This is a genomic window from Halomonas campaniensis (assembly GCF_014193375.1).
GTDB lineage: Bacteria > Pseudomonadota > Gammaproteobacteria > Pseudomonadales > Halomonadaceae > Halomonas > Halomonas campaniensis.
In genome coordinates, this window is record NZ_JACHZF010000002.1 from 82,748 (window position 1) to 107,503 (window position 24,756).

At 67.1% G+C, this 24,756-nt stretch carries 27 protein-coding genes; 16 read left to right on the forward strand and 11 right to left on the reverse strand.

Annotated elements, in window-relative coordinates:
- Positions 1 to 136 precede the first annotated feature (136 nt).
- Together BDK63_RS01435 and BDK63_RS01440 are read left to right on the forward strand one after the other, a co-directional pair.
- Positions 137 to 1,636 (forward strand): NAD-dependent succinate-semialdehyde dehydrogenase, encoded by a 1,500-nt coding sequence (locus tag BDK63_RS01435; RefSeq protein WP_183329538.1) that lies wholly within the window; start codon positions 137 to 139, stop codon positions 1,634 to 1,636.
- A 70-nt stretch (positions 1,637 to 1,706) separates the two neighbouring features.
- The gene (locus BDK63_RS01440) at positions 1,707 to 3,134 is read left to right on the forward strand and encodes an aminotransferase (RefSeq protein ID WP_183329539.1); all 1,428 of its coding nucleotides are present in this window, start codon (positions 1,707 to 1,709) and stop codon (positions 3,132 to 3,134) included.
- Positions 3,135 to 3,277: 143 nt separating this feature from the next.
- Here the strand turns inward: BDK63_RS01440 and BDK63_RS01445 are convergent, their stop codons facing one another.
- Positions 3,278 to 4,630 carry a TrkH family potassium uptake protein gene (locus tag BDK63_RS01445; RefSeq protein WP_183329540.1) on the reverse strand — a complete coding sequence of 451 codons (1,353 nt, stop codon included), beginning with the start codon at positions 4,628 to 4,630 and terminating at the stop codon, positions 3,278 to 3,280.
- Between the two features lie 259 nt (positions 4,631 to 4,889).
- Between BDK63_RS01445 and BDK63_RS01450 the strand changes: the two genes are divergently transcribed.
- A complete protein-coding gene (locus BDK63_RS01450; protein WP_183329541.1) occupies positions 4,890 to 5,573 on the forward strand; it encodes a haloacid dehalogenase type II in 684 nt (227 codons plus the stop codon).
- 84 nt (positions 5,574 to 5,657) lie between these two features.
- On the opposite strand, the gene BDK63_RS01455 is transcribed toward BDK63_RS01450, so the two are convergent.
- The 3 genes from BDK63_RS01455 to BDK63_RS01465 form a co-directional block, all read right to left on the reverse strand.
- A complete protein-coding gene (locus tag BDK63_RS01455; RefSeq protein WP_183329542.1) occupies positions 5,658 to 6,614 on the reverse strand; it encodes a sulfurtransferase in 957 nt (318 codons plus the stop codon).
- Positions 6,615 to 6,761: 147 nt separating this feature from the next.
- Positions 6,762 to 7,331: a carboxymuconolactone decarboxylase family protein gene (locus BDK63_RS01460; protein ID WP_183329543.1), complete on the reverse strand. Its 570-nt coding sequence runs from the start codon at positions 7,329 to 7,331 to the stop codon at positions 6,762 to 6,764.
- Between the two features lie 101 nt (positions 7,332 to 7,432).
- Positions 7,433 to 8,023 (reverse strand): TetR/AcrR family transcriptional regulator, encoded by a 591-nt coding sequence (locus BDK63_RS01465; RefSeq protein WP_183329544.1) that lies wholly within the window; start codon positions 8,021 to 8,023, stop codon positions 7,433 to 7,435.
- A 155-nt stretch (positions 8,024 to 8,178) separates the two neighbouring features.
- Between BDK63_RS01465 and BDK63_RS01470 the strand changes: the two genes are divergently transcribed.
- From BDK63_RS01470 to BDK63_RS01490, 5 genes are all read left to right on the forward strand, one after another.
- On the forward strand, positions 8,179 to 10,548 hold the full coding sequence (locus tag BDK63_RS01470; RefSeq protein ID WP_183329545.1) for an amylase: 2,370 nt from the start codon (positions 8,179 to 8,181) through the stop codon (positions 10,546 to 10,548).
- A gap of 209 nt (positions 10,549 to 10,757) precedes the next feature.
- Entirely contained in the window at positions 10,758 to 11,051 is a 294-nt protein-coding gene (locus tag BDK63_RS01475) for a hypothetical protein (protein ID WP_183329546.1), read from the forward strand.
- A gap of 106 nt (positions 11,052 to 11,157) precedes the next feature.
- Positions 11,158 to 11,724: a DinB family protein gene (locus BDK63_RS01480; protein WP_183329547.1), complete on the forward strand. Its 567-nt coding sequence runs from the start codon at positions 11,158 to 11,160 to the stop codon at positions 11,722 to 11,724.
- 41 nt (positions 11,725 to 11,765) lie between these two features.
- Entirely contained in the window at positions 11,766 to 12,221 is a 456-nt protein-coding gene (locus BDK63_RS01485; RefSeq protein WP_246385678.1) for a DUF302 domain-containing protein, read from the forward strand.
- 301 nt (positions 12,222 to 12,522) lie between these two features.
- Positions 12,523 to 12,990: a DoxX family membrane protein gene (locus tag BDK63_RS01490; RefSeq protein WP_183329549.1), complete on the forward strand. Its 468-nt coding sequence runs from the start codon at positions 12,523 to 12,525 to the stop codon at positions 12,988 to 12,990.
- 22 nt (positions 12,991 to 13,012) lie between these two features.
- Here BDK63_RS01490 and BDK63_RS01495 read toward each other — a convergent pair whose 3' ends face one another.
- Positions 13,013 to 13,669 carry a DUF3047 domain-containing protein gene (locus BDK63_RS01495; RefSeq protein WP_183329550.1) on the reverse strand — a complete coding sequence of 219 codons (657 nt, stop codon included), beginning with the start codon at positions 13,667 to 13,669 and terminating at the stop codon, positions 13,013 to 13,015.
- A 261-nt stretch (positions 13,670 to 13,930) separates the two neighbouring features.
- On the opposite strand from BDK63_RS01495, the gene BDK63_RS01500 reads away from it, so the two are divergent.
- The 4 genes from BDK63_RS01500 (at position 13,931) to BDK63_RS01515 (ending at position 17,453) form a co-directional block, all read left to right on the forward strand.
- On the forward strand, positions 13,931 to 15,256 hold the full coding sequence (locus tag BDK63_RS01500; protein WP_221202459.1) for a DcaP family trimeric outer membrane transporter: 1,326 nt from the start codon (positions 13,931 to 13,933) through the stop codon (positions 15,254 to 15,256).
- A 191-nt stretch (positions 15,257 to 15,447) separates the two neighbouring features.
- Positions 15,448 to 16,380, forward strand: a complete 933-nt coding sequence (locus tag BDK63_RS01505; protein WP_221202461.1) for a DUF3179 domain-containing (seleno)protein — start codon at positions 15,448 to 15,450, stop codon at positions 16,378 to 16,380.
- Positions 16,377 to 16,967 carry a hypothetical protein gene (locus BDK63_RS01510; RefSeq protein WP_183329552.1) on the forward strand — a complete coding sequence of 197 codons (591 nt, stop codon included), beginning with the start codon at positions 16,377 to 16,379 and terminating at the stop codon, positions 16,965 to 16,967. The genes BDK63_RS01505 and BDK63_RS01510 overlap by 4 nt, the downstream gene beginning before the upstream one ends.
- Before the next feature lie 30 nt (positions 16,968 to 16,997).
- The gene (locus tag BDK63_RS01515) at positions 16,998 to 17,453 is read left to right on the forward strand and encodes a DUF302 domain-containing protein (protein WP_183329553.1); all 456 of its coding nucleotides are present in this window, start codon (positions 16,998 to 17,000) and stop codon (positions 17,451 to 17,453) included.
- A 10-nt stretch (positions 17,454 to 17,463) separates the two neighbouring features.
- On the opposite strand, the gene BDK63_RS01520 is transcribed toward BDK63_RS01515, so the two are convergent.
- The gene (locus tag BDK63_RS01520; protein ID WP_183329554.1) at positions 17,464 to 17,697 is read right to left on the reverse strand and encodes a zf-HC2 domain-containing protein; all 234 of its coding nucleotides are present in this window, start codon (positions 17,695 to 17,697) and stop codon (positions 17,464 to 17,466) included.
- A gap of 311 nt (positions 17,698 to 18,008) precedes the next feature.
- Here BDK63_RS01520 and BDK63_RS01525 point away from each other — a divergent pair, with 311 nt between their 5' ends.
- On the forward strand, positions 18,009 to 18,419 hold the full coding sequence (locus BDK63_RS01525; protein ID WP_183329555.1) for a hypothetical protein: 411 nt from the start codon (positions 18,009 to 18,011) through the stop codon (positions 18,417 to 18,419).
- 95 nt (positions 18,420 to 18,514) lie between these two features.
- Here BDK63_RS01525 and BDK63_RS01530 read toward each other — a convergent pair whose 3' ends face one another.
- Positions 18,515 to 19,132 (reverse strand): sigma-70 family RNA polymerase sigma factor, encoded by a 618-nt coding sequence (locus BDK63_RS01530; protein ID WP_246385667.1) that lies wholly within the window; start codon positions 19,130 to 19,132, stop codon positions 18,515 to 18,517.
- A 265-nt stretch (positions 19,133 to 19,397) separates the two neighbouring features.
- On the opposite strand from BDK63_RS01530, the gene BDK63_RS01535 reads away from it, so the two are divergent.
- The 3 genes from BDK63_RS01535 to BDK63_RS01545 all read left to right on the forward strand — a co-directional run bounded on the left by BDK63_RS01535 (position 19,398) and on the right by BDK63_RS01545 (position 21,204).
- Positions 19,398 to 19,808: a hypothetical protein gene (locus BDK63_RS01535; RefSeq protein WP_183329556.1), complete on the forward strand. Its 411-nt coding sequence runs from the start codon at positions 19,398 to 19,400 to the stop codon at positions 19,806 to 19,808.
- 73 nt (positions 19,809 to 19,881) lie between these two features.
- The gene (locus BDK63_RS01540; RefSeq protein WP_183329557.1) at positions 19,882 to 20,292 is read left to right on the forward strand and encodes a hypothetical protein; all 411 of its coding nucleotides are present in this window, start codon (positions 19,882 to 19,884) and stop codon (positions 20,290 to 20,292) included.
- Between the two features lie 45 nt (positions 20,293 to 20,337).
- Positions 20,338 to 21,204 (forward strand): YiiX/YebB-like N1pC/P60 family cysteine hydrolase, encoded by an 867-nt coding sequence (locus tag BDK63_RS01545; RefSeq protein ID WP_183329558.1) that lies wholly within the window; start codon positions 20,338 to 20,340, stop codon positions 21,202 to 21,204.
- On the opposite strand, the gene BDK63_RS01550 is transcribed toward BDK63_RS01545, so the two are convergent.
- The 4 genes from BDK63_RS01550 to BDK63_RS01565 are packed head-to-tail and all read right to left on the reverse strand — an operon-like array spanning position 21,088 to position 24,749.
- A complete protein-coding gene (locus BDK63_RS01550; RefSeq protein ID WP_183329559.1) occupies positions 21,088 to 21,729 on the reverse strand; it encodes a TIGR04282 family arsenosugar biosynthesis glycosyltransferase in 642 nt (213 codons plus the stop codon). The genes BDK63_RS01545 and BDK63_RS01550 overlap by 117 nt on opposite strands.
- A complete protein-coding gene (locus BDK63_RS01555) occupies positions 21,719 to 22,432 on the reverse strand; it encodes a TIGR04283 family arsenosugar biosynthesis glycosyltransferase (protein WP_183329560.1) in 714 nt (237 codons plus the stop codon). The genes BDK63_RS01550 and BDK63_RS01555 overlap by 11 nt, the downstream gene beginning before the upstream one ends.
- Positions 22,429 to 23,058: an ATP-binding cassette domain-containing protein gene (locus BDK63_RS01560; RefSeq protein WP_183329561.1), complete on the reverse strand. Its 630-nt coding sequence runs from the start codon at positions 23,056 to 23,058 to the stop codon at positions 22,429 to 22,431. Before BDK63_RS01560 ends, BDK63_RS01555 begins: the two co-directional genes overlap by 4 nt.
- Positions 23,055 to 24,749 (reverse strand): ABC transporter permease, encoded by a 1,695-nt coding sequence (locus BDK63_RS01565; protein ID WP_183329562.1) that lies wholly within the window; start codon positions 24,747 to 24,749, stop codon positions 23,055 to 23,057. The genes BDK63_RS01560 and BDK63_RS01565 overlap by 4 nt, the downstream gene beginning before the upstream one ends.
- Positions 24,750 to 24,756: the final 7 nt, after the last annotated feature.

Genomic DNA, 24,756 nt, shown 5'->3' on the forward strand with positions numbered 1-24,756 from the left:
ACGAAAAGTCCCCCCGCCCTCCTTCCCCTATCATGACCCCATCGAGCCGCACCGGACGCAACCGGGCGGCTCGCCCGTTTTTTTCCGCACCGGCCACACAACGTCAGTCCGGCCGGTGCGTCAGGGGAGGTGCCGCATGAACATGAAACTGTCCAGGACGCTGTCCACCATGCTCGACGATCCGCGTCTGTTCCGTCAGCACGCCTATGTCGACGGCAAGTGGACCCACGGCGAGGGCGGCCGCGAGGAGGCCGTCCAGGACCCCGCCACCGGCGAGGTGATCGGTCACATCCCCTGGCTGGAGGCGCACCAGATCCGCGCCGCGGTGGACGCCGCCGAGGCCGCCTTCGTGCACTGGCGCGCGCTGCGCGCCGACGAGCGCTGCGAGCGCCTGCTGGCCTGGTATGACCTGCTGCAGGCCAACCGCGAGGACCTGGCCACCATCATGACCCTGGAGCAGGGCAAGCCGCTGCCGGACGCCCGTGGCGAGGTCGAGTACGGGGCCAGCTTCGTGCGCTGGTTCGCCGAGGAGGGCAAGCGCACCTTCGGCGAGACGATCCCCAGCCACATCCCCAATGCCGCCCTGGGCACCATCAAGGAGCCGGTGGGTATCGCCGCGCTGATCACGCCGTGGAACTTCCCGCTGGCGATGATCACCCGCAAGGCCGCCGCCGCCATGGCCGCCGGCTGCCCGGTGATCGTCAAGCCCGCCGGCGAGACCCCCTTCTCGGCGCTGGCGCTGGCCGAGCTGGCCGAGCGCGCCGGCATCCCGGCCGGGGTGTTCAACGTGGTGCTGGGCGAGCCCGTCGAGGTGTCGAAGATCCTGTGCGCCGAGGACCGCGTCAAGGCGCTCTCCTTCACCGGCTCCACCCGGGTGGGTCGCCTGCTGCTCGAGCAGAGCGCCAACACCGTCAAGCGGGTGTCGCTGGAGCTGGGCGGCAATGCGCCCTTCATCGTCGGGCCGGACATGGATCCCCGGGAGGCGGCCTTCGCCGCGGTGGCGGCCAAGTTCCAGACCGCCGGCCAGGACTGCCTCGCCGCCGACCGCATCCTGGTCCACGAGTCGATCCATGACGAGTTCGTCGAGCACTTCGCCGAGCGCATGGCGGCGCTGACCGTGGGCAACGGCCTGGAGAGCGAGGTCGACCTGGGTCCGCTGATCCACCGCCAGGCGGTGGAGAAGGCCGCGGCCATCGTCGATGACGCCCTGGCCAAGGGGGCCACCCTGGTGGCCGGCGACCAGACCCTGGCGCCGGGCGAGAACTTCTTCATGCCTACCCTGCTGACCGGGGTGACCCACGACATGAAGATCTGGCACGAGGAGAGCTTCGCCCCGGTGGCCGGCATCACCGCCTACGCGGACGACGACCAGGTCATCGAGATGGCCAACGACACCGAGTATGGCCTGGCGGCCTACATCTACACCCACGACATCCGCCGCATCTGGAAGATCATGCGCGCCCTGGAGTTCGGCATGGTGTCGGTGAACTCGGTGAAGATGACCGGCCCGCCCGTGCCCTTCGGCGGCGTCAAGCACTCCGGCCTCGGCCGCGAGGGTGGCATCACCGGCATCGACGAGTACCTCGAGACCAAGTACTACTGCCTGGGTGCCCTGGGCTCCGTATCCGGGAGCTGATTGACCGACCCCATTGATGAACCTTCTCCCCGGCGGGACGCCGGGGAGCCTTGATATCAGAGAGAACGACATGAGCCAGCAGCACCAGGACCTGATCGACCGCGACCGCAAGGTGACCTTCCACGCCTCCACCCACCTGCGTGACTTCGCCAATGGCGATGCGCCGGGCCGCGTGATCACCGGCGGCAAGGGCATCCATATCCGTGACAAGGACGGCCGCGAGTTCATCGACGGCTTCGCCGGCCTTTACTGCGTCAACATAGGCTACGGTCGCACCGAGGTGGCCGAGGCCATCTACCAGCAGGCCCTGGAGCTCTCCTACTACCACACCTATGTGGGCCACTCCAACGAGCCGCAGATCGCCCTCTCCGAGAGGATCCTCGAGCTCGCCGGGCCCGGCATGTCCAAGGTCTACTACGGCCTGGGCGGCAGTGACGCCAACGAGACCCAGCTCAAGATCGTCCGCTACTACAACAACGTGCGCGGCCTGCCCCGGAAGAAGAAGGTCATCTCGCGCATGCGTGGCTACCACGGCTCGGGCCTGGCCACCGGCTCGCTGACCGGCCTCAAGGCGTTCCACGACCAGTTCGACCTGCCCTTCGAGGGCATCCTGCACACCGAGGCGCCGTACTACTACCACCGCGCCGCCGAGCAGGAGGGCATGACCGAGCGGGAGTTCTCCCAGCACTGTGCGGCAAGGCTCGAGGAGATGATCCTGGCCGAGGGGCCGGAGACCGTGGCCGCCTTCATCGGCGAGCCGGTGCTCGGCACCGGCGGCATCGTGCCGCCGCCGGAGGGCTACTGGGAGGCGATCCAGGCAGTGCTGGCGAAGTACGACGTGCTGCTGATCGCCGACGAGGTGGTGTGCGGCTTCGGGCGCATCGGCGCCGACTTCGGCAGCCACCTCTACGGCATCAAGCCCGACCTGATCACCGTCGCCAAGGGGCTCACCAGCGCCTACCAGCCGCTCTCCGGCGTCATCGTCGGTGACCGCGTCTGGCAGGTGCTCGAGCAGGGTACCGGCCAGTACGGCCCCATCGGCCATGGCTGGACCTACTCCGGCCACGCCCTGGGCTGTGCGGCGGCGCTGGCCAACCTGGCGATCATCGAGCGCGAGGGCCTGACCGAGAACGCCCGTGATACCGGCGCCTACCTGCAGCAGGCCATGGCAGATGCCTTCGGCGACCATCCCATCGTCGGCAACGTGCGCGGCGTGGGCATGCTGGCGGCCCTGGAGTTCTCCCCCCGTCCGGAGACGCGCGAGCACTTCGACCCGGCCCTCAAGGTCGGTCCGCGCATCGCCGCCGCGGTGCTGGAGGAGAACTTGATCGCCCGGGCCATGCCCCAGGGCGACATCCTCGGCTTCGCGCCGCCGCTGATCGCCACCCGCGACGAGGTCGACGAGATCGTCGCCCGCGCCCGCCGGGCGGTGGACAAGGTCGCCGATGCGCTGGTGCGCGAGGGTGCCGTCCAGGCGGTGGCGAAAACGATGGCCTGAAGCCAGGCCCGACCGACCCCGGCTCGTCGTTAGGCCGTAATCCCTGAGCATCGCCGCGGGCTGTCCCGCGGCGACGGCATTGGGCGCGACAATTGCGGCCCCCACAGTCAACCATCGCTTATGAAGGAGCGTCAGGACCGCTCCTAGCCAATCTGCAGTTCCTCTTTCATCGAGTCCCGTGAGGAAGCAAAAGCAGAGCCAACCAGGTAGGCCACCGTCAGCGGACATACGCGACCCACGAACATCATGACCATGATGACGAGCTGTCCCTCGCCGGAAAGCTCCGTCGTCAGGCCCCGAGTGAGGCCAACCGTGCCAAGTGCCGAGGTGGCTTCAAATGCCACGGTCAGCAGATCGGCGTTTTCGGTGATGGACAGGGCCAGGGTGCCCAGGAAGATGCCGAGGATGGCCATCACCGTGACGGCAAGTGCCTTGAGCAGGGTAGTGGTGTCAATGGCCTGGGAAAACAGCACCGGTTGGTTTCGTTGCCGGAGATAGGTCCAGGTGGCGGCGAGCAGGACAAACAGGGTGGCCACCTTGATGCCACTACCAGTGCCGTTGGCGCCGGCACCGACGAACATCAGCAGCATCAGCACGAGGCAGGTGGGTTGGGTGAGGCTGCCGATGTCGAGGCTGTTGAACCCTGCGGTTCGCGGGGTTGTGGCCTGTAGCCAGGAGGCCCAGAGCTGATCGGACAGCGCAGGGATTGCAGCCAGTGTGGCTGGATTGTTGGATTCCAGCACGTAGATCAGGGCGGTGCCCACGAGGCTCAACACCAGAGTACCTGAGAGCACGACCTTGACGTTGATATCCAACGCCCGGTTGAAGCGATAATCGAGTATTCCCACGATGACAATGAAGCCCAGCCCTCCGATGAGGTAGAGAGCGGGAATCACCGTATTGATGACCGGATTTCCGACATAGGACATCAGGCTGTCCGAAGACAGTGTGAAACCGGCATTGTTGAACGCGGAGACAGTGTGGAACAGGGACCACCAGAGTCCCTTGGCCCAGCCATGTTCAGGCACCCATACCAGTGCCAGTGGGATCAGTGCGAGACCCTCTATTACCAGGGCCAGCTTGACCACTTCCCTGGCAGTACGGAAGACGTCCCGAGGGTGGGTGGTGACATAGGGGCTGCTGGCGACTAGGTAACGCCGTCCCTTGATGCGTCCACCCAGAGACAGCAAGGCCACCACCGCAAATGTCATCAGTCCCAGTCCCCCTGCCTGCATCAAGAGGAGAATGATGATCTCGCCCCAGGTCGTGAAGGTGGCGCCGGTGTCGGTGACCACCAGGCCGGTAACGGTTACCGCCGAGGTGGCGGTAAAGAGGGCCTCGCTCCATGCAATGGGAGTGTTCGTGGAAAAAGGGAGCTTGAGCAATGCCGTTCCGGCAAGGATCAACATTATGAAGCCAGCGGCAAGCAAGAACGGAGGACTGATACGCCAGGCGCTCTGCAGCCGCCTGAGAAGGTGCTCTCGGCGATGGCCCATGGACACGGTCCCCCGTGATCATCACTGTCCAGTGGATGAACGGAATAGAATCCCGGAAGCAGGTGAACGCAGCATAGGAGGCGAGGGCAGCTACCGCCACCGGTTTGGCAGTGACCGGCCCATCTACCACTAACGACTCGACCGCCTTCTCCTGGTGGGGGCCGTTCTGGCAGGGGGCTGGGCATGCTTCTCTTGTGTCTGTATTCACCAGACGTCATGCTGCTGACATCTGATCAATTTGACCCGAGGAGCTTCGAGGATGGCAAAAATACTGGCCTTCGATGTCTACGGCACCCTGATCGACACCCATGGGGTGGTCACCGAACTGGAGGAGCGGCTCGGCGCCCTCGGCAGGGGGGAGCTGGCGGACGAGTTCTCGCGCCGCTGGCGTGACAAGCAGCTGGAGTACAGCTTCCGGCGCGGGCTGATGGGGGCCTATGTGCCCTTCGGCCAGTGTACCCGGGAGGCGCTGGAGTTCACCGACCGCGCCCTGCAGACCCGCCTGGCCGACGTCGACAAGGAGCACCTGATGGCGGTCTATGCCCGCCTGCCGGCCTTTGCCGAGGCGTCCAGCGCCCTCGATCGCCTGACCCGGGCCGGGGTGCGCTGCGTGGCGTTCTCCAATGGCACCCGGGAGGCGGTGGAGGGGCTCCTCGAGCAGGCCGGCCTCCGGGAGCACTTTGATGAGGTGGTCAGCGTCGACGAGGTCAAGCGCTTCAAGCCCGACCCCGCGGTCTATGCCCACCTGCGCCAGCGGCTCGAGGTGGCGCCGGGCGACACCTGGCTGGTCTCCAGCAACCCCTTCGACGTGATCGGCGCCCGCCACGCCGGGCTGCATGCGGCCTGGGTGCGTCGCAGCCCCGAGGCGCCCTTCGACCCCTGGGGCGTCGAGCCGGACATGACCGTCGCCGACCTCGACGCGCTGGCCGAGCGGCTGGGGTAGATCACCGCGCCGACACCACAGCGCCCCGCGGCCAGGGGCCAGCGGGGCGCTGTGGAGCGTGGCAGTCAGGCTTGCCGGATGGCGTCAGTCGGCCAGCTCGCCCACGGTGACGATGCCGCGGTCGGCCAGCTGCAGGGGGCGTGCGTCGTCCCGGGTCCACTCGGCCATGGAGCCGTCGTACATGCTGACGTTCTCCAGGCCGCCGATCTCGCTGAGCTGGAACCAGCCGCTGGCGGCCCAGTGGCCGGTATTGCAAAACGCCACGGTGGGCGCCTGGCGATCCAGCCCCAGGGCATCGATATTGGCGTTCAGCCGCGCCGGCTCCAGGTAGTAGGCGCCGTCGCGCTCGACCAGGGCGCCATCATGGGGCAGGTTGACCGCGCCGGGAATGGTGCCCGGAGCGCGAGCCGCGGGGGACTGGGCCTCGCCGGTGAAGAAGCCCGGCGGGCGGGCGTCCACCAGTGGCTTGTCGGCCTCCCGGGCCGCTTCGACTTCCTCGGTGGTGGCGAGCAGGTGCGCCTGCAGGGAGCCTGAGAAGTCCGTGGCCTCGGGCGCGCCGGGGGTGCCCGAGGCGACATCGAAGCCCTGGGCCTGCCAGCCGGCGAAGCCGCCGTTGAGGATCGTCACCTCGTCGTGGCCCAGCGCCTTGAAGGTCCAGTAGATTCTCGCAGCGCTGCCGAAGTCGGTGGGGCCGGTGCCGCCGGCGACCACCACCACGGTGTCGTCGTTGCCGATGCCCAGGCCGCCGATCAGCGCCTCTAGGTCGGCGACGTCCGGCATCAGGCCGGCCACGTCATCGCGGGTCTCGCGCCAGCCGTCATCGGTATAGCTGCTGTAGCGGCTGCCGGGGATGCGGGCGGCCTCGAAGCTCTCGCGGTCGCCGCCATCGTCGATGGCCGAGCGCACGTCCAGCACCACCAGGCCGTCACTGCCCAGCTGCTGGTCGAGCCACTCGGCCTCGACCAGCGGCGCAGGATGCAGGGCATGGGCCGGACCGGCGATGGCCAGGGCGCCGGCGGCGATGATCAGTCGGGATCTCATGGGGGATCCTCCTCGTCCGGATTGGGGCATGGTCACCATGCTGCAACGGGATGGCGTTCCCTCGCCAAGAATGCTTCCTGACACATCTAGTACATTCGGTTATATCCAGATCTGCTGTTATCCCTGTTTCGCCTTCCGGCGACAGCTTCAGCCCTGCCAGGCGTGACCGGCGAAGGCATCATCCACTTCCGGGTGGTTGACGTGGTTCGAGTAGTTGGAGAGCGTCTTCACGGCCAGGGCCAGCACGATCTGCAGCACCTGCTGCTCCTCGAAGCCGGCATCCAGGAATGCCTTGACGTCGGTCTGGCTCGGCATGCCGCGGGTCTCGAACATCACCCGGGTGAACTCGGCCAGTGCCGCGAGGCGCTCGTCGGGGATCGGCTGGCCACCGCGGATCGCCTCGAGCACATCAGCCGGGACCTGGGACATCTTGTCGGCCAGCATGCTGTGGGCGGACATGCAGTAGGCGCAGCCGTTGAGCCGGCTGATGGTCAGGAAGACCACCTCCTGCTCGGGCGGCGCGAACCCCGAATCGTTGCGGAACAGCTCATAGCCGTGCAGGTAGGTGTCCAGCACACCCGGCGCCTTGGCCATGCCCTCGTACATGTTGGGCACGAAGCCCAGCTTGGCATTGGCCTGCTCGAGCAGCGGCCTTGCCTTGGCGTCGGCCGTGTCGAGGGTCTGTGGGGCCAGCTGCATCTGATAGTCGGCTGCCATGGGGTATCTCCTTCTGTGGCGTGAGAGTTGATCGTGGGTGTTGTTCACGATATATGGAACGATCGGTCCACATACGTGGTAAAAAACTGCTTCGAGATATGTCATCGGCGCAGCCCGTCGATCAGCAGGGCAACGGCCTGTAGAGCCTGATCAGGGTCCGCTCCGCTCTTCAACAGCGTCCTGAGCCCGGCCATCCCCAGCGTCAGGTAGGTGGCCAGTGCCTCGGCGTCACGCTCCGGCGCGATGTCGCCGTCGCGCTGGGCCTGGACCACCGCCCGGTGGAAGAGGCCCGTGATGGCGGCCAGGCTCTGCCGCGCATGGTGCGAGGGCGCATCGCCGCGCTGGCCGAGCTCCGTGGCGGAATTGAAGATCAGGCAGCCCAGAGCGGCGCGCTCGCTGCCGGCCTCATCGGCCGTCTCGCGGAACAGCGCCTCGAGGAAGGCCATGGCCGAAGGGGCCGCTGCCAGGCGTCGACCCAGTCGGCCGATCAGCGCCTCGCGATAGCGACGCAGGGCCTCGAGGAAGAGCTGCTCCTTGTTGCCGAAAGCCTGGTAGAGGCTGCTGCGCGAGATATGCATGGCCTCGAGCAGGTCCCGGGTCGAGGCGGCATCGTAGCCTCGGGCCCAGAAGACCTGCATGGCAGCGCTGGCAGCCTCGTCAGGGCTGAAGGCGATGGGGCGTCCTCGTGTCATGTCCTGTAATTTAGTACCGATCGATCCATAAATCAAGGCCGCGACAGATCGTGCGGAAGTTGCTATCGCTGTAAGGACCCTGTGCTGGCAACGACTGAATCAGAAAGGCGACCCCGATCCGCGAGGGTCGCCACGGCCGAGAGGAGATCCCCCGCATGACCGAGCCGCATTCGCCGACCCGACGCTTCTGGCTGGGTGGCCGCCGGGCCGCCGAGCAGGACCGGTTCTTCCGCGAGGCCCTGGAGCCGCTGGGCTGGGAGGCCGGGGACGACCAGGCGTGGGACGCCGGCTGGATCACCGGCATGCCCGATCCCGCCCAGTTCCGGCGGGTCTCGCCGGCGCGCCGGCTCAACCACTTCCCCGGCAATGCGGCGCTGACCATCAAGAGCCGGCTCCATGCGAGCCTTTCCACGCTGCGCGAGCGCATCGTGGCGAGCCACGGGTCAGACAGCGACGCGGCCTCGCGGCTGGCGTTCTTCCCGCACGCCTGGGTGATGCCCCACGACTACCACGCCCTGCAGGAGGCCGCCCTGGCCAATCCCGAGCAGCGCTGGATCCTCAAGCCCACCAATGCCTCCAAGGGCAAGGGCGTGCGGGTGCTGCGCGATGCGGGCGAGGCGCCGCTGGCGCACGACTGGATGGTGCAGGAGTACCTGGCCAATCCGCATACCATCCGCGGGCACAAGTATGTGCTGCGCCTATACGTGCTGATCAGCTCGCTGGAGCCCCTGCGGGTCTATCTCTACCGTCAGGGGTTTGCCAAGCTGGCCTCGGAGCCCTGGGACCCGGAGGATGCCGACAACCCCTACAGCCAGCTGACCAACCCGGACATCAACGCCCTCAACGACCGCGCCGAGGTGCCGGTGGAGTTCATCGACCTCGACCGCTACCGGACCTGGCTGCGTGACCAGGGGCATGACGACGATCGCCTCTTCGCCCGGATCCATGACCTGGTCGCCCTGACAATCATCTCGGCGGTGGATGCCATGCGTCGCCGCACCGCCGAGGTGGGGGCCGATCCGCGCGGCTGCTACGAACTGCTGGGGCTCGACTGCCTGGTGGATGACGCCCTCACGCCCTGGATCCTGGAGTGCAACCTCAGCCCCTCGCTGGGGATCTGCGCCGCCCCGGAGCACGGCGGGCAGATCGAGGAGGCCGTCAAGGGCGGGCTGGTGAGAGACATGATCGCGCTACTGGACATCCCCGGCAGCGCGCCCGCGGCGACCGGGGGAGACGACGATGACGCCTCGGCCCGACTGGTGGCCGAGGCCGGGGCGGAGCAGGCGCGAGCGGGTGACTTCCTGCGCCTGCTGCCGGCCAGCGACCCCGGCCGCTATCTGCCGTTCTTCTCGTTGCCGACCCTGGCCGACCTGCAGCTGGCCGAGGGCCTGGCGGGCCAGCCCCTGCCGCGGCCGGTGCTGCAGCGCCGCCGGGTGGCGGAGATGCTGGACGATGACCAGCTGGCGCTCCATGACACCCGCAGCGGGCGCTTTTATCGGCCCAACGACACGGCGGCGATGATCTGGCTGCTGGCCACGGAGGGGCTGGACCCCGATGCCATCGTCGATCAGCTGGCCCTGGCCGCCGCCCAGGGGGAGGGCTCCCCGGACCTGGCGGCCCTGCGACGCGACGTCTGGCATACCCTGGGAGAGTGGTGTCGCGATGGCCTGCTCTGTCAGCGTGGCCCGGCCCTGGGCGACGCCCCGGCGACGGAGGCGGTGCCGGCGGCCCGTGCCCGGCCGCATCTGCTGCAGCTGGACCACGACGGCCGGCGCTGGGCGCTGGAAGTTGGCACCCCCGCTGCCCTGGCCAGGCTGACGCCGCTGTTCGGCGCGCGGCTCTCCCCGCTTGACGAGGTGGCAGCGATCGGGCTTCCGCGCCTGGCCCTGCTGCCTGCGACGACCGGCTACGCCCTGGTGGCCGATCACGCGGTGGTAAGGTCGCGGCTGATGCTGTCCCAGCTCGCCCCGGCGCTGCTGGCCCACCTGGTTGGCCAGGCCGCGCGGCCCGGTCGACCGGTGATCGATGCCGGCCTGCTGGTCACCCCGGAAGGGGAGGGGGTGCTCTGCCTGCTGCCCGACGAGGAGGCCTGCCGGGAGCGGCTGCAGCGGCTGACGGCCTCGGGGGGGACCCTGACCCGCGGCCTGCGGCTGCCCATGATGGCGCCCGACGCGGCCGAGCCGCTGGGCCTGCCGCTGGCGACGCCCGCCGGTGAGGCGCCGGCGACGGCGCCCGGCAGGGTGACAATCCGGGCCGTGCTGGTGCCCGCCGAAACGGGGGAGGCGATGGCCCCCGCCGGGGTGCTGGACGTCATGGGGGCATTGCTGCCGCGCTGCATCACGTCGCCGGACGAGCCTCTGATGCCCGACGGGGTGACCGCCCTCGGCGACTGGGCCTCCCGGCTGGAACGCCTTGCCGTGGGCGACATCGATCCCTCGTCCGCGGCCGATCCGCTGGTCGACTGGCTGGCCGAACGAGACATGGCCGCCCGCCGGCCGGCCGATCCGGCCATGGCGAGGGAGTGACAACCGTTGCGGCATTGGCGTGACGGGCTGGATAGCCAGGTTGGCAGGACAAACAGGACAAGATGGTACCGAGCAGAGGGTGGCGTCCATGGGTGGGCGTCGCCGAAGGGAAGTCAGCCTCGATGAGGAGGCTGGCGTCACTGCAAGACGGCGTGCTGCGACATGCCGTCCATCGCATCGCGAGATGCATCACCGAGGAGGTCATGACCATGACATTGCAAGACGAGAAACGCCGCAGCCTGCTGGGGCGTCTGGGTCGCCAGCTGGGCTACACGACTCCGGCGCTGCTGCTGGTTGCCAGCGGTGCGGCCTTCCAGGCAGTGGCCAGCGACACGGCCACCGAGGCGACCTACACCAGCGGCCAGGAAGCCCCGCTGATGCTGGCGGAGGCCCATGCCGAGGGCGGCGCGGAAGGCGCCGGTGAAGCCCAGGGCGAGGCTGAAGCGGAAGGCGAAGCCGAGGGTGAGGCTGAAGGAGAGGCCGAGGGCGAAGCCGGTAACTGACGCCTCGCCCGCGACTGACCGAGGGCCGGTCCGCGCGCCATGGGCGCCGGCCCGGCCTTCCCCGAATCGCTCATGTCACCCCACCGGTAACCTGGAGAACCCGGCCATGACACAGCCTGCATCAGGACAACCCCGCCCGCTGGAGGGGCTCATCGAGGAGAACCTCATGGCGCTGGCCCAGCTCAAGGGCCTGCTGGATGACCTGACTCCTGCCGCCTACCGACAGCCCTTCGGCGCGGACGGCCGCCATACCCTGGGCAAGCACGTTCGGCACATCATCGACCACTATGATGCCCTGCTCGGCGGCCTCGAGGCCGGCGGAACGTCCCTCGACTACGAGCATCGCCGCCGTGACGAGGTGCTCGAGCAGTGGCCCGCCCGGGCCGCCCAGCGGGTCACCGACATCCAGGCCGCCCTGCTGGCGCTGGCCGACCAGACGCCCCCGGCGTCCCTGACCCTGGCCTATCCTGTGGGCGAGGAGCCGCTGGCCCTGTCCACCAGCCTCGCCCGTGAGCTGGCTTTCCTGACCAGCCACACCATCCACCACATGGCGATCCTCGGCCTGCTGGCCGAGCCGCTTGGCCTGGCACTTCCCGAGTCGTTTGGCGTTCACCCCTCGACCCTGCGCCACTGGCGGCGGGAAGCCCTGCCGGTGATGGCGGAGGGGGCGTGATGGTCACGACACGGGGGGGTTCATGGTGGCTGGCCTTGCTGATGGTGCTGCTGCTGGCTGCTCACGCCGCGGCCGACGCTCGCTGGCCCGAACAGGGTTGGCGGGTCCTGCCGGTGTCATCGACCTATTCCGAACTGCTGGAGGCCCTGCGTGAAGCGGTCGAGGCAGAGGGCATGTTCATCGTCACCGAGGCAGGCCCTACCGAGGCGGCTGCCCGACGCGGTGAGACGATCCCCGGTAACCGTGTAGTGGGGGTCTTTCGCAACGACTATGCCGTGCGCACCCTGCGCCTCAGTGTCCCGGCAATGATCGAGGCGCCGATCCGCTTCTATGTCACGGAGAACGATGATGGCAGCGCCACCCTCGCCTGGAAGACCCCGAGCCATGTCCTCGCGCCTTATCTCGAGGAGGGCGGTGAGGCATTGGACGAGATCGGCCGGGAGCTCGATGACGTGTTCGACGCCATCGGACGACGGGCCCAGGCCGCCGCGCAGTAGCGAAGCTTTCTCAGGCCGTGTTCTAAGGAGAGTTCCGAGGAGAACCGCGGATGGCATCCGAGACCCATCGAGAGCTCCCTGCCCCCAGGGGCACCCTTATCGAAGCGGCACTCATCGGTACCCGGAACTGGAGCTACGGCGATCTGCTGTTTGCATGAGCCGGAAGTCCGGTGCGCTGTCCCCCTTCCATGCTGCCCATCTTCCTCTGTAAGTCTGTGCCGCCATCATCGACAAAGGGTCTCGCCGGTGCGCAAGCACCCGGGCAATGCGTGAAACGTTCCAAGGTACCATGGAGGTGAAAGTGAGAAAGGCACTGGGTCTATTGCTGCTCAGGGTGTCGCTTGGCGGTCTGCTGCTGGTGTGGGGGGTGAACAAGATTGTCAATGTCGATCACAGCCTGGCTATCGCCGACAATTTCTATGCCGGCTTTCTGTCTAGCGAGTTCCTGCTGCCGCTGTGGGGCGTTTCTCAGCTGGTGATCGGCCTGCTGGTGATCATCGGGCTGGCCAGGCGGTGGGTCTATCCCCTGCAACTGGTGATTAACGGGGCGTCCCTGCTGGCCGTCTTCCCCTCGGTGATCGACCCGTGGGGCTGGTTCCTGGAAGGCACCAATGTGCTGTTCTATCCCTCATCGATCATCCTGGCGGCAAGCCTGGTGATGATGGCCTTTCGCGACGAGGACCGCCTCGCCCTGGATGCCAGGCGGAAGTCACGGCCCAGCACCTGGGTGGGGCGTCACCAGTGTGGCCAGGTGGTGCGCCAGAGGTAGGCGAATGGATGCCGGTGGGATCTCAGGGACAATCGGGTGGCTCGTCACTGGCCGAGAACCCGAGATTCGAGAACCAGGCAGTGGCATCGACGCCGGCATTGTCACCATCGCTCATCAGCGCCACGCCATCGAGTCGGTCGGCTTGGTCACCGAAGAGTGAGGCGAAATCCTCCCCGACGTGGCGGACTTCCGCTACCCATTCGCCGACACGTGACTCGCCACTCTGCAGTGCCAGCAGATGGGCCCGCGAGGTGAAGGCATTGGGCCAGTCCGCCCCCTGTGGCTGGCCGGACGCCCAGACATAGTTCACCGACTGGACCTGCCAGGGAAGTATGCCCGTCTTGCGTGCCACATAGACCCGGGCCGGATAATCATCTCCGGCCCGGGTCCTTTCATCCACTCCATGGTGGATGCCCGAGACCTGCCAGCACCAGTGGAGATAGGGGGTGCGCTCCAGGTTCACCTCCATCTCGAGATACTTTGCCGAAGCCTGCTCCTTCGACCTGGCCTGCAGCACGCGCGTGCCTTCCCGCTCGACGACTCGGTACTCCGTTTCTCCTTCAAAGGAGCGAGTCGGCCAGGCCATCATCGCTTCCGGGGAAAAGCTGATGTCGGCCGCCGTCGCGGGTAGTGCGCTGGCCAGCAGCAACACGCCAGTCAGCAGGGTGTCCTTGGTCATCGAGTCGATCCTCTGCGGTTACCATCGGCTGGGGGTGATCGGTTTTGTCGGTTGCTGGTGTTATTCCTGACACCTTTCTATATCCTTTTTTTGACTATCCATAACAGATAATATGCTGCATTCTGTCTTCATCTTTCTGTAAGAAAAGCGTCCCTTTCCCTACCGAATAAAGCGGCCTGGTGGCCTGAGCGACCCGGCATGCCCTGTCCAGACAATGGACTCGAACCGATCGCCATTAATAACAGCAAAGAGGGAAAGGCAATGGGACACCAACATGACAACAAGCTCCCGAACGCCCTGAGGCTCTCCACGGGTGTTGCGGCCATGGCCCTGGCCGGCATGAGCCTGCCAGTGTTCGCCCAGGATGCCAGCATCGAGGCACTGCGTGCCCAGATGCTGGAGATGCAGCGACAGATCGAGCGCCTCGAGCAGCAGCAGGTCCAGGCACAGCAGCAGGAGGCCGAGGCCCGAGAAGCGCTGGCATCCAATGTGGTCACCGGCGGAGATACCCCGGGCAGTTTCAAGGTGCCGGGCACCGATACCTCCGTGCAGATCGGGGGGTATGTCAGGCTGGATGCCATCTACGATCTCGACCAGGACCTGGGTGACAGCCTGTTCGTCGAGGGTATCGATACCTCGGACGGCTCCAGCAATGCCTCGTTCCGCGCACACGCGCGCCAGTCACGCCTGTTTGTCAAGACATCGACGCCGACCGCATTCGGCCCGGCGACCACCCATCTCGAGGGGGACTTCTTCGGCGGTGGGGGCAACGAGGTGTTCTCCAACTCGCGCAGCTTCCGCCTGCGGCATGCCTATGGTGAGTGGAACGGCCTGCTGGCGGGTCAGACCTGGAGCAACTTCATGCACTTCGCCGCCTATCCGAGCACCGTCGACTTCGATGGCCCGGTGGGGGTGAGCTTCATTCGTCAGGCACAGCTGCGCTACACCTTGCCCCTGGGGGCAAGTGCGCTGTCGTTCTCGGCGGAAAACCCCGAGGCTACCGGGTTCGAGGGTTCCCGCGACACGGCGCCTGACCTGACCGCACGCTATCGCTGGGGGGGAGACAACGCTACCATCGAGACGGCCGGTCTGGTCCGTCGACTCAAGGTGGACGACGATGCCGCCAACGACTCGGCCACCGGCTACGGCCTGATGTTGGCCGGCAATGTCGGCGTGGGACCTGATACCACCCTGATGGCGGGGGCCATCTACGGTGACGGCATCGGCCGCTACCTCTATACGGCAAGCGGGGCCAGTGATGGCAGCAGCGGCATCGGCGAGGCCTATGTGGATGCCAACGGCAACCTCGAGACCATCGAGGCCTACGGCTTCAATGTGGCCGTGGCCCAGAACTGGACCGACAAGTTCAGCTCCAGCCTCTCCTACGGCCAGGCCAGGGGGGATCGTCCGGGTGATCTCTTCCCCGAGTCGACCCGCAAGCTCGAGAGCATCCACTTCAGCCACTTCTACCGGGTGACGGAGCCGGTCATGCTCGGCTTCGAGGTCTCCCACGGCAGGAAGGAGCTCCAGAGCCGAGACTCCGAGGAGAATACCCGCCTGCAGTTCTCGGCCCAGTACAACTTCTGAGCCCTCTGGCCGATGAGGTAAGAACCATGCCCGCGTCGGGGAAACCTGGCGTTGGGCATGGCACCACCTCGAAGGAGGTGACCATGACACTCTCCCTGTTTCGCGGTGCCGCGCTGAGCACCGCCCTGTTTCTGCTATCGTCTCCCCCTGTGCTGGCCGGACCTCCGGGCGCATCCCCTCCAGACGTGCCCGTGGCCCACAGTCTGGCGTCCTTCCGTGAGGCCGTTCGCTCGGGAGGGCCGGGAAAGGATGGGATTCCCTCCATTGACCGTCCCCGTTTCCTGCCGGCCACGGAGGCGCGGCTGGATGACGGTGAGAAGATCATCGGCGTCTACCACCGCGGCCAGGCCAGGGCCTATCCCCAGCGTATCCTGGTGTGGCACGAGATCGTCAACGACCAACTTGGAGGGGATGCGCTGAGCATCACCTACTGTCCCCTGACGGGAACCGCACTGGGCTTCAGGCGCGGCGAGACCGAGCTGGGTGTCTCCGGCAAGCTGGTCAACAGCAACCTGGTCATGTATGACCGGGCAACCGACAGCGAATGGCCCCAGATCCTGGGGGTTGCCATTGACGGCCCCCTGGCCGGCCAGGGGCTCGAGGAACTGAGGGTCTTCTGGACCACCTGGGGGGCCTGGCGTGCACGTCATCCCGGCAGCGAGGTGCTCAGCGAGCAGACCGGCTTCGTGCGCAACTACCGCCGCGACCCCTACGGCAGCTACAACCCGGTCAGCGGGTACTACGCGCCCGACAGTCGCCGCCTCTTCCCGGTGATGCACAGGGACGATCGTTTCCCGCCCAAGACCGAAGTCTTCGGCCTGCGTGGGCCCGAAGGCGCGCTGGCGATCACCCGACAGGCGCTGCGTGAGGAGGGCGTGATCGATGTCACGCTCGGAGGATGGCGCTACACGGTGATTCACGACCCGGGGCTGGACACCGGCTGGGCCTTTCGGAACCCTCAGGGTATCGAGATTCGGCCCTCGAGCCTCGACTTTACCGCCGAGGGTGCCATCGGTCCGGGGGTCGATCGCCTAGAACCGGTGAACGGCTTCGAGGCCATGTGGTTCGCCTGGGCCGCCTTCTATCCCGATACCCGGCTCTATCAGGGGGCGGCGTCACCATGAGGACGCTTGTCCGGGCGTTGCTCTCGCGTCCCGCCGCGCTTGCCGCCGTGGTGGTGATCATGGTGGCGTACCTGCTGCTCTACCTCTGGCTGACGGGAGACCTGTCGGGAGGCGGGTCGGGGGGCTGGCAGGCGGTGTTTCCGGCCTGGGACAGGGTCTGGCAACGTCGGGGCCCGTTCCAGTTTGAGCCCGTTGGGTTGCTTGCCCTGGGCGGGCTGGTCTGGACCTTCAGCCTCCTCAATACCCTGATTGCCGCTTCCATGGGGCTGCTGGTGGGGCTGAACGTTGTGGCTGGCTGGTGGCTCTGGCACCGCCCGCGTCAGTGCCGCCCGGGTGCCGGCAGCACCGGTCTGCTGGGTAGCCTGCCGGCACTGCTCGCCGGTGGGGCCTGCTGTGCGCCCCTGATCCTCGTCTGGCTCGGCCTGCCGATTGCCGGCACGGTGGCGAGCCTGGCCCCGGTGCTGCTCCCGGGAGCGGCACTGATGCTGTCGGTGGGACTGTGGCGCATCTCGAGACACCTGGCGCCGTCGTCGGCAAGCGAATGCCGGGGCTTGGCTTGCAACCCGAGAGAGGGTCGACGACGCTGAATGCTGACACCAGAGGAGAGGAGAGACCCCATGAGCAAGTTACCCCTGCTGATGACAGCCTTGCTGTTGACCGCCGGCGGACTGGCCCAGGCCGGCAACCATGGTATCGAACAGCGTGAGAGCGACGACGGGATCGAGGCGGTGGATCAGCGGCTGCGAGCGGCACTCGAGGAGCGCGGCATGCGACTGGTGACGGTGGTGGATCATGCCGGTAATGCCGAGAGCGTCGAGATGTCGCTGCCTCCGACCCGCACCTTCATCTTCGGCAACCCCAATGTCGGTACGCCCATGATGCAGTGCCAGGGCAGCCTGGCTCTGGACCTGCCCCAGAAGATGGTGATCCGCGTTGATGGCGAGCAGACCCTGGTGGAGTGGAACTCTCCCCACTACCTGGCCGAGCGCCATGCGCTGGGCGACTGCGAGCTTCCGCTGGACAGGGTGGCGGAAGCCCTGGAGGGCATCGCCGCCGAAGCGGCGGGTGACTGACTGCCACGTCCTACTCCCGGCGTCCGGAGCCGCCAGTGCCGGCGCCGTCACCGCCGGGCATCTCTTCGAACTCGGCCTCGAAGCGCTTCCCCGCCCGATGATGCAGCAGGGAGAACTGATGGTCGCACTGCCGGCAGGCACCGCACATCGTCAGGTGAAAGCGCAGCGAAATGCTTTCCTGGAACGTCAAGCGGCGATCCTGCTTGAGTGACATCAGGCGGGTCGCCTCCTTGCACATCATCATTGGTTATCTCCTTCCCCCATGGCTTCTCGAGGCCTCGGGGTGAAATGGTGACGGGTGGGCATGATCTGTGAGTCATGGGCGGGTCGCGTCGTGAAGGTCGTCCTTGCAATCCAATCCGTGAGTCCCTTTGTAGGGCAGATGGTGGGATTCCTTACATGGATTTTTTTCTGGATATTCAGGGTCATTGTGTAGTTTAAATCCAGTGTTTTTTTAATGGTTCCTGTAAGAAATCGCTCGTTGTTGCCACCAAGGATCATGGAACACATTCAATGTGATCCTGGTAATAAAACATCAACGGGGAGATGAAGACCATGAAAACTTCAACCATCATTTCGACTGCCTTATTGACCGCTTCCCTGACCATGGGGGTCGCGACTCAGGCTTCCGCCATGGCAGGCCACAATACCTTCACCCTGGAGTCCGGCAATACACCGTCCCGCCTGGTGCCCATTGTCGACCACTATCGCTTCGAGGTGGAGAATCCTGGTCACCTGCATGTGACCAGCCACCTCTGGAGCCCGGGGGCGGCCACCGGAAGGATGCGGGCCGAGCTTGTCGACGGCAGTGGCCGAGTGGTCGCGCGGGCCCAGTCCAATGGCAGGGGCTTTGTCCTGAATCAGAGCCTTCAGCCAGGGAGCTATACCCTTCAAGTGGATGGTTCCACCCTGGGGGGGCGCAAGGAAACATCACAGCGCTACTACCTCAAGACCGACCTGCGTTAACTCAGGATGCCGGGAAGGCCTCGCCCGAAAACACCGGGCGAGGCCTTTCCCGTTGACGTGCCGATGCCACATGGAGAGTCGCGCTTGCCGGCCCATCATCTTGCCGTTTCCTCCTTCAGCCAGCCCTTCTGCAGGCAGGCTCGCAGCTTCAGGCGGGCGCGATGCAGAATGACCCAGCAGTTGTTTTCCCTGATATCGAGTTCCCTGCAGATCTCCTCGGTGGAGAGCCCCATCAGCTCCCGTAGCGAGAAGACCCTAGCCGTGTTGTCCGGCAGCGTGATCATGCAGGCATCGAATACCTGCCAGAAGTGCTCGTTCTCGAAGACCTGGTCCGGATCCCCCCAGCTGGCCGGCCGGGCATGGTCCTGCCAGCGCCCGTTCTCCTGGAACTGCCGGTCGATGGCATCGTCGTCGCTCTCGTCATCCAGGGGCTGCAGGCGGCCCTGACGTTTCTGGAAGCGCATCACATCGAGGATCTTGTACTTGAGGATACCGAAGACCCAGGTCTCGTAGCCCGAGCGTCCGGCGAAGCTGGCGTCCTTCTCGATGGCGGCCATCAACGCCTCCTGTACGGCGTCCTCGGCCAGGGCGTTGTCCCTGAGGTGAAGTCGGGCGAAGGAGAGCAGGCGGGGCCTGACCGCCGCCAGTCGTTCCATGCGGGTGGGGGAGGCTGCCAGGGCGGCATCGTCCTTGGGGGAGGGCTCGTCGGTCATGGGCTGCAGGCTCCAGGTTCAAGGGCGTGACACTCATCCGCCAGTCCGGCGCTTCGCATCACATGTGGACAAAGGCATCAGTCGCAGGCGAGAGGTGTTTCATTACATTGGATTAAAGACTGTTTTCTCTCAAGGTTATTGCGAAAGCGTTTATCCGGAACACTCGAATATCGTAAGAAAACCGCCTTCCTCACTACCAATTCACAAGGATTCACAACGGGTGATCCTGACAATGAAATGAAATGGCAGAGGAAGGAGAACCATCATGAAACGTTCCACGATGATGACCACGGCGCTGCTCGCCGGCATGCTCACCATGGGCCTGGCGACCCAGTCATCCGCCATGGTGACCAATGGCACCTTCGAACTCAAGAATGGCAATACGCCATCGCGCATGATCCCGGGAGTCGACCACTATCGCTTCGAGGTGGACAGCCCCAGCCAGTTGCGCGTGGAGAGCCAGCTCTGGAGCCCCGAGGCGGCCGGCGGCAGGATGAAAGCCGAACTTCGCGATGGCAACGGTAACGTGGTCGCACGCTCCAATTCGCGCGGCAAGGACTTCGTCCTCCAGCAGAGCCTTGCGCCGGGCCGCTACGTCCTGGAGGTGCATGGCTCCCCGCTGGGAGGTCGCCAGGAGTCCACACAGCGTTACAACCTGAGTACAGACCTGCGCTGAGCGCAAGCCTGCATGGTCTTCCGCTCGGCATCTTCCGAGCGGGATACCTTGCCAGGCCAATAGGAGACAGGCCATGACGATCTCGAGATACATGTTGGCCACCATTGCTGCCGGTCTGCTCGTCGGTGGGCTGGGTCACGTCTCGCCGGTGTCGGCCAGTGCGCTCGCACCTCTTGTGGAGGGGCACAGCGAGACACGGCGCATCGACGGTGTCCATCGGTTCTTCCTCGATGTGGATGCCAGGACGCGACTGCAGGTGGCAAGCCGGGTCTGGGCCGGAACCAGCCCGAATACGGTCAGTCTGAAGGCAGTCCTCCTCGATGGCGAGAACAGGCGCGTTGCCGAAGGTCGGCAGCGAAGAGGGGTGTTCGCGCTCGATGAGATGCTTGACGCCGGCCGCTACACGCTGGAGGTGAAGGGTCGATTGCTGGGTGGCAAGCAGGAAGCATCGAGTCGTTATTACCTGGTCACGCGAATGGACTGATGTCAACAGGCGCTCCGGGGAGGGCGTTGGCCCGAGGAGGACCCCATGTCAAAGCTGCTGGAACGCTGTGGCTACCGATTGAGCTGCTGGCTCGCAAGCCCGCGCCCCTGGCATCGGGCCGAGTCCCCTCCCGCTCCAGAGGCGCTGGGCTGCCTGCAGCCCGGCGATGTGCTGCTGGTCGAGGGGTCCTCCCGGCTGAGCACCGTGATCAAGTACCTCACCCAGTCCTCCTGGTCCCACGCGGCGCTGTTCGTTGGCCATGAGGCGGCGAGTCAGGCAGGCGGTAGCGAGCGGGACTGCTTCGTCGAGGCAGACCTGGCCGATGGCGTGCGGCTGGTGGGTGTCGACGAATTTCGCGGCTTGCCGTTGCGCATCTGCCGCCCGGTGGGGCTGGCCTCCGAGGAGGTCGCCACGCTGGTCCGATTCGCCTGCCAGCGGGTGGGGCACCGCTATGACCTGCGCAACATCGTCGATCTGGCGCGCTACCTGCTGCCGCTGCCGCCGGTCCCGGCGCCCTGGCGCCGGCGGATGCTGGAGCTGGGCAGCGGGGATCCCACCCGGGCGATCTGCTCGACCCTGATCGCCCAGTCGTTCCAGTCGGTTCGCTATCCGATCCTGCCCATCGAGTCGTGGCAGGAGGACGAGCAGCGCTGCGTCGGATGCCGGCGGCGGGTCCTGCGGCGTCGCCATCACAGCCTGTTCACGCCCCGGGATTTCGACCTGTCGCCCTACTTCCAGATCGTCAAGCCGGCGCTGCTGGGCGACTTCGACCCGCACCGCCTGCGCTGGGAGGATTCAGCGGAACGCCGACTCCTCGCCCGGGTGGCGACCGGCCCACTCCAGCCAGCGCCGCAGGTCCTCGGGGCGGTCGACGTCCCAGACCGTGGCGGGGCAGGCCAGGCGCCAGCCTAGCGTCGCGAGCCGTTCCCGCGTCTCGGCCATGACGCTGCCGGTACCCCAGGCGATGTCGTTGAACAGCCGCGGGTCGGAATGGCGAACGCCGATCAGGCCATAGCCCCCGTCCTCGGCGGGCAGGCAGACGGCGTCGTGGTTCTTCAGTCGCCCGGCGCAGGCCGTCAGCAGCGAGGGCGAGAGCACCGGACAGTCGCTGCCGATGACCATGGCGGGGCCGCCTGACAGCGCCAGGGCGCGATGCATCCTCTCCCCCAGGTCACCCTCGGGCTGGGGGCGCAGAATAATGCCGTGTCGCTCGGCCAGCTCGAGGAACAGCGGGTGGTCAGGGTCCAGCGCCGTCCACAGCGTGATCCGCGCGGAGGGCAGGGCGTGGCAGGCCACCGCCAGGGTCCGGCGCAGCAGTCGTGCGTGGAGTCGCGCGGCTCCCTCGGGCCCCAGCGCCGGGATCAGGCGGGTCTTGGCCCTGCCCGGGATCGGCGCCTTGGCGAGGATGGCGAGCGATACCTCGGCATCAGCGTACATGGCGATACTCCCTGGCCAGGTGCTCCGGCGACTCGCCTCGCCAGTAGCGCCAGCGCAGCCGCCACATCAGCCGGATGGTCGCCCAGGCCCCCTGCCGCTCCCAGCGTCGTCCGCTGCTCACCACGCGCTGGCGCAGGCAGGCGGGGGAAGAGCGACGCTTCAGCCGGCGTGACATCTCGATGTCCTCCATCAGGGGCTGCTCGGGAAACCCCCCGGCGGCCGCGAATGCCTCGCGGGTCATGAACAGTGCCTGGTCGCCGGTGGCGATGCCGGTCAGCCGTGAGCGCAGGTTCATGGCCGTGGCGATGACCGGCAGCAGCGGGTGGCGCCCTGCCAGTTGGATATCGAAGCGTCCCCAGCAGTGTCGTCCCGCCAGCGCGCCGGCGATCAGGCGGTCGGCGCCGGGCGGCAGGAGGGTGTCGGCATGCAGGAACAGCAGCCGTTCACCCCGGGCCACCCGGGCACCGGCGTTCATCTGCACGGCCCGCCCCCTCGCCGCGGCCAGCACCCGGTCCACCAGGGGGGCGGCGCGCTCCCCGGAGCCGTCGCGGCTTCCGCCGTCGACCACGATCAGCTCGACGCCCTGGTGGCGGAGTCCCTGCAGGTCGTCCAGCAGGGCCTCGAGGGTGTCGGCCTCGTCGAGCACCGGGATGATGATGCTGAGCCGCCCGGCACGGGACTTTGGCGAGGCGTCCCGGCTCATAGCTCGATCACCCGCCCGCCGGCGGCTTCGGCGTCTTCGCGGTCATGGGTCACCAGCAGGCTGGGCAGGCCGGCTTCACGCAGCCGGTCGAACACCAGCTGGCGCATCTCGCGCCGCCGGTGAGTGTCGAGGTTGGAGAAGGGCTCGTCGAGGAGCACGGCCCGGGGCGCCGACAGCAGCAGGCGCATCAGGGCCACCCGCGACTGCTGGCCACCCGAGAGAGTCGAGGGGTCGCGGTCACCGAAGCCCGTCAGGCCGATCTGCGCCAGTGCCTGCTCGACCCGGGCCGTCCTGTCCCGGGTGGCGCGGGGCAATCCGAAGCGCAGGTTACCCGCCACCGAGAGGTGCGGGAAGAGCAGCGGGTCCTGGAACAGCAGGCCGATGCCGCGCTGTTCCGCCGGCAGCCCGGTGAGGTCGAAGCCGTTCAGCAGCACCCGCCCCGAGGCGTGAAACACCGGCGCCAGGAAGCCGGCCACCAGGGCCAGCAGCGTCGACTTGCCGGAGCCCGAGGGCCCCATCACGGTCAGCACCTCGCCGGGCGCGATGCGGGCATCCACCTCGACCAGCGTCTTGCCTGCCAGGGCGATGCGGATCTCCTGCAGGGTCAGGGTCTGGTGTTCGGTCATGGGGCTCCTTGCATGCCGCGGCGATTGGACCAGAGCAGCCGGGGCAGGCCCACGGCGATGACGAAGCCCACCAGCGGCAGGCTGGCCTGGACCAGGGCCCAGACACCGATCAGTCGCCGGTTGCCGCCGGTGGCCAGGGAGACGGCCTCGGTGGTCACGGTGGGAATGCGGCCGGCACCGAGCAGCTGGGTCGGCAGGTACTGGCCGATGCTCACTGCCAGGCCCACCGCCATGGCGGTAAGCAGCGGCGCCAGCAGCATCGGCAGCCGCACCCGCCAGAAGAAACCATTATGCGAGGCGCCCAGGGTGAGGGCCAGCCGTTCCCAGCGTGGGTCGAGACGCCGATAGGCTTCCGAGAGGGACAGGAACACATAGGGCAGCACGAACAGCAGGTGGCCGAAGATCACCAGGCCATGGGTCGGCGGTCTGCCCAGGGATTCCATGACCACGACCAGCCCGAACAGGAAGGCGATCTGCGGCACGATCAACGGCAGGTAGAGCAGGCCCAAGGCCGACAGCACGCGGCCCTGGTGGGGGCGGCGCCCGGTGCGCTGCTCGTTCTCCAGGGCCGCCAGGGTCAGGCCCAGGGCGAGCAGCGTCGAGATGGCGGCGATCACCAGCGTCGAGGTGACCGGGCCAGCCAGCGAGGGCAGGGCACGCTGCCAGTGCTGCAGGGTGAAGGCCTGGGGCAGGGCATCGGGAAAGCGCCAGAAACCGGCCAGTGAGTTGAGCGCCAGCCCGGCGATCCCCACCAGGGCGGTGGTACCGGCGAGCAGGATCAGCCCCTTGCCGGCGGCGCGCAGCGCCAGGTCGCCGCGGCGGCGCTGTCCGCCCTCGACCCAGCCCCGCCCCAGGCGGCGCACCAGGCGCTCCAGACACCACCAGCTGGCCAGCGCCGAGAGAGTCACGCCCAGCTGCAGCAGCGCGCCCGCCGAGGCCATGAAGCGCCGCGACAGGTCCGGGTCGTTGAACCAGGCGAGGATGGAGACGGCCAGCGTCGGCGGCAGGGTGGGGCCGAGGATCATGGCCACGTCGACCACCGAGGAGGCATAGGCGATCACCGCATAGACCGGCAGCCGGATCAGCGGGTAGAGGGCTGGAGCGACCACCTTCAGCCAGGCCAGCGTCGGCCGGTAGCCCAGCGAGCGCGCCATGGCCACGCGACGCTGGGGGTCGAGCTGGGGCAGAGCCGCCAGGCTCATCAGCAGCAGGAAGGGAATCTCCTTGATCACCAGCCCCGCCATCAGCGACAGCCCCCAGGGGTCCTGGACGATGAGCGCATCCGGGGGTCGCTCCCAGCCGGTCAGTGCCGGCGAGACCAGGCGGGCCAGCAGCCCCGAGGGGGCGATCAGGAAGGCCAGCCCGAAGGCCGCCGCCGCATGGGGGATCGACAGCAGCGGCGAGACCAGGCGGCGGATCCAGTCGTCGAGGCGGCTGCCGGAGGCCCCGGCGAGGAACAGCAGTACCACGGCCAGCGACACTGCGGTGGTCACCAGGCCGCTGGCCAGGCTGATCGCTACCGAACGCGCCAGGCCCGGCTGGGCGAGCAGCTCCCGCCACGGTGTCAGGCTGAAGGCCTCGCCACCCAGCGCCGGCAGGTAGCCGAAGGCGGGCAGCACGGCCATGGCCAGGCCGGCCAGGATGGGCCCGACCAGCAGGAAGCCGATCAGCCAGGGAGCGAGTCGGAGCATCGCGAGA